The sequence below is a fragment of the Streptomyces herbicida genome, from assembly GCF_032656585.1.
In the GTDB taxonomy this organism is placed as follows: Bacteria; Actinomycetota; Actinomycetes; order Streptomycetales; family Streptomycetaceae; genus Streptomyces; species Streptomyces herbicida.
Genome location: NZ_JAUYWJ010000070.1, coordinates 1 through 3,412 on the forward strand (window position 1 = coordinate 1; position 3,412 = coordinate 3,412).

Consider the following 3,412-nt stretch of genomic DNA (forward strand, 5'->3'; position numbering starts at 1 on the left):
CCGGCGGCACAAGGCGCCATGTGGCCAGTTCATCCAGGGCGTCCAAGGCCATCCGCCACTTCTCCCGGTGCCCGACGTCCTCCGGCACACCGGTCTGCCGGCGTCGGACGGCGTCATGCGCCCACTGCTGGGGCAGGAACAGCCGCCAGTTCAGCGGGCACGAGGCAGCGTCGGAAACCGCGTGCACGCTGACCGCGACCTGGCAGTTGGCCTGCTTGCCCAGCGCACCGCAGTACTGGGGAGCGACCCCGACCGACATCTGACCGTCCTTGGGAAACGACACGTCGTCGACCGCCCAGGCCTCCGGGCCGATCAGCGGCACCATCCGTTCAGCGATCCGCCGACGCACCGGCACCGGATCCCACGGGGACTGGTTCACGAACTGCTGCAGGTTCTGCTCGTTGCCGTCCGGCAGCCGCGAAGCCATGGCCTGGATGGACTTGCGGCGACCGTCCATCATCAATCCCCGCAGATAGCAGTCGCTCTTGGCCCGCTGGTCCTTGCGGGGCACCGAGGCGAACACATCCGCCACGAATAACGCCAACGTCGCCCGAACACGATTGACTTCATGTGCGTCCACCCATTCAGACTGCCCCTGAACAAGGCCGACACACAGACGTAACGGAGTCCTACTAGCTGCCACCCGGGAAACCTCTCGGCGAGGCCGTAAGGCGGAGCCTGACCACGCCCGGAAATGATCTCTGCGAGCACGGCACTGACGAGTGCCAACCGCAAAATCAGTCCTGGCAGAAGACTCCCGTCGGTGCCCCACACCGGCAGCTGCCCGGTGACAGGCCGAGAACGGCTTTCCTACCGCTGAGCCGCAGAACTCATCACCGCCGCGATCAGACCACTCGATCCAGCCGGCCGCGGCTGGACCCTGCTTGTCCTGCGCGACCGAGCACTCCGGAACAGGTCGGCCCCTAGATGGCACACCGGCAGGCGCCCTGCCCTGCGAGCAACCATCACAAATCGTGACGACCCTTGAGGGTATTTGGCACGCCTGAGTGCCGTGGCTCGGGAAGTCGTGCGGGAGGTATTTCCAGGGGATTCCCGTGCGGTTCACGTAGAGGATCGCGTCGAAGACGTCGCGTAAATCAACCTTGGCCGGCTGACCGGTTGGTCTGCGGTCGAGCCGGGCCTTTCTCCAGGCCCTCAGCGTCGGCTCGATCAGGGCCCATCGGGCCTCGGACAGGTCGCTGGGGTACGGCTTGTGCTCGCTCACGGCGTAGCGTGATCATGGACGAGCCGGAGGGCTCGGTTCCGCTGTTCATCAGGCGATTCCATGGCACCTTCAGACCAGCCCGTCGGATCACCTGCGGTGACGTCTTCTGCTATCACCGGCCACCCGCAGTCCTGCGCCGCCTGTACGGGCGGGAGTTGGCCTGGCAGCCCGCCCGGGGCCAGGGATTCGTGGTAGTCGCCTCGCTGAACTGAGCCTGGACCGGGCGTGTGTTCAGTGCCCTTCGCCCGCGGATATGGGGTGGTCGTCGCGCAGGGTGTAGCCGTTGCTGAACCACATTACTTCGCCGACGTGCAGGCTCCAGCGCGCGGCGAAGCGTCCCGCCACCCGATCGGCGTCGGCCATGCTGTGCACCTGCTGCTCAAGGGAGATGATGCCCATCATCGAGCCGAGGCCGTGGCCTGTTGGTCCGGAGCGCTTGCCCGTGACCCATGCGAGCGAGGCGACCAGCGCAGTCAAAGGGAAAACCAGCACCGTCAGCAGTCTGGTCACTGGGGCCTCGACTTTTGGGCGGTTAGGCGATTTCGTTTGGATCACTCGGTCGTTGGTCTGAACAAGTTATTGAGAATCGAGACAGGAGTTTGACCTTTCGTCCGAAGGATGGGGGTGGTTGAGGGCCGTCATCGACGGCTGGGCCAGTCTGCGTTCTTGTACCGACCTGTGAGTGCCGTGGCCGTATCTGGTGCCAAGGGGCTCGTGCAGGGTGGTGCTGCTGCAGAGTCATGTGGCGGTGGTGACCTGTTGACGCAGGGCCTGTGGGGCAGTGGTGACGCTGAGTAGTCTCCGGTAAGGGCCTGTCGGCCATGCCTGCGGGAGTGTTTTGGGGGTAGCAGGTGTGGGTTATGGGTGGTGCGCATGTGTAGGCGGCTTTATGGATCAGGCGGGGGACGACGGCGACAGGAAGTCCTTGATCAGCGGACCGGTGGCGGTTGCTGCTGCGTTCGAGGGCAGCGAGGAGATCGCGGAGGCGCGTGATCTGGCCCGGACGTTCTTGGCGGATGTGCAGGCGGTGCGTGGGCTGCCGGTGTCGGGGAGGGCGATGGGCATGGTGCAGTTGGTGGTGAGCGAGCTGGTGACCAATGCGCGCAAATACGCGCCCGGCCCCTGTCTGCTGACGCTGGAGGTCGATGACGGATTGGTCGAGGTGAGCGTGTGGGACAGCAGCACGACTCTGCCGGCGGTGCTGGCCCCTGACCCGGCTCGGGTGGGCCAGCACGGTCTGGAGATCGTTATGGCGGTCTGCCGGTCCTTCGCGATCCACCGGGAGCCGGTGGGCAAGCGGATCACCGCTTCGCTCGTGCTGGCAGACGATCCTGCAGGGGATGCGGCCGGACGCCAGATGTTGTGATCGGCGGCGGTGACTGGGCCCGGCCGAGTCCGGTGAGTGCTCCCAGGCGAGGGCTTGCGGCGCTGAGGAGAGTGTCGAGGACCGCGTTGCCGACCTGCCACTCCATCAGGTGCGCAGAACTCTGCCGGGAACTCAGCGTCTGTTCGACGTCGCGCAGTGCGAGCTGGGTGGCCCCGGGGCCGAAGACCAGGTCCGCGAACCAGTGCAACTGGTGGATCCCGGCGGTGTGGTGCAGGCGGTGATGCCCGCCGGGGAGGTGCCCGAGGGCCGCGACGTGCAGACGGGCCGGGCCTGCCGTGCGGGAAACCTCCGCCCAGGAGGCCTCGTCCCAGGACGAGTAGGAAAGACCGCTGGCGCGTACGGCGTCGAGTATCCAGTTGCGTGCGGCGCGGCCGGTCTTGCGGGGCCACTGCTGTACGGCCTCGTCGACCGGGCGCATCAGATCGAGCTACACCCGCTTTAGGAGAGGCTCTATAGCCTTCCCTGTTTGTACTGATCTTCCCTGGGGTTCACCATTCCTCCTGGTCAAAGTGATGTGACCTTCCGTCCTCACTCGATGGTTCCCCGTCTCCTTCCGTTCTCATGAGGTTCCCATTGAGGGCCCAGGGAACCTGTGGGAGTGCGGGTGGGGGTGTCGGGCGAGGTCAGCTGTAGTCGCCGAAGGGTGAGCACCGCAGACCCCTTGGGGGCGACAAAGGCCCCGCCCGTTCGGCGCTTTCTAGGGGTCGTTGCAACACGTGGTCGTGTTGATCAGGCCGCGAGCAGTTTATGCAGGCGCTCGGCTGGGGTTTCCCAGCCGAGCGTTTTGCGTGGGCGGCCGT

5 protein-coding genes and 1 pseudogene are annotated in these 3,412 nt (G+C 65.9%); 2 read left to right on the top strand and 4 right to left on the bottom strand.

The window, feature by feature from the left end; genetic code table 11:
- Together Q8A52_RS48675 and Q8A52_RS48680 are read right to left on the bottom strand one after the other, a co-directional pair.
- A partial coding sequence (locus tag Q8A52_RS48675; RefSeq protein ID WP_316765130.1) for an IS701 family transposase occupies positions 1–580 on the bottom strand: 580 nt, incomplete at its 3' end.
- 426 nt (positions 581–1,006) lie between these two features.
- Positions 1,007–1,225, bottom strand: a pseudogene (locus Q8A52_RS48680) (transposase); the annotation flags it as partial.
- A 14-nt stretch (positions 1,226–1,239) separates the two neighbouring features.
- Here Q8A52_RS48680 and Q8A52_RS48685 point away from each other — a divergent pair.
- Positions 1,240–1,437, top strand: a complete 198-nt coding sequence (locus Q8A52_RS48685) for a tRNA-dependent cyclodipeptide synthase (protein WP_316765126.1) — start codon at positions 1,240–1,242, stop codon at positions 1,435–1,437.
- Positions 1,438–1,456: 19 nt separating this feature from the next.
- Here Q8A52_RS48685 and Q8A52_RS48690 read toward each other — a convergent pair whose 3' ends face one another.
- Positions 1,457–1,735, bottom strand: a complete 279-nt coding sequence (locus Q8A52_RS48690; protein WP_316765127.1) for a hypothetical protein — start codon at positions 1,733–1,735, stop codon at positions 1,457–1,459.
- A 379-nt stretch (positions 1,736–2,114) separates the two neighbouring features.
- Between Q8A52_RS48690 and Q8A52_RS48695 the strand changes: the two genes are divergently transcribed.
- Positions 2,115–2,591 carry an ATP-binding protein gene (locus Q8A52_RS48695; RefSeq protein WP_316765128.1) on the top strand — a complete coding sequence of 159 codons (477 nt, stop codon included), beginning with the start codon at positions 2,115–2,117 and terminating at the stop codon, positions 2,589–2,591.
- On the opposite strand, the gene Q8A52_RS48700 is transcribed toward Q8A52_RS48695, so the two are convergent.
- Positions 2,527–3,030, bottom strand: a complete 504-nt coding sequence (locus Q8A52_RS48700; RefSeq protein ID WP_316765129.1) for a hypothetical protein — start codon at positions 3,028–3,030, stop codon at positions 2,527–2,529. The genes Q8A52_RS48695 and Q8A52_RS48700 overlap by 65 nt on opposite strands.
- Positions 3,031–3,412: the final 382 nt, after the last annotated feature.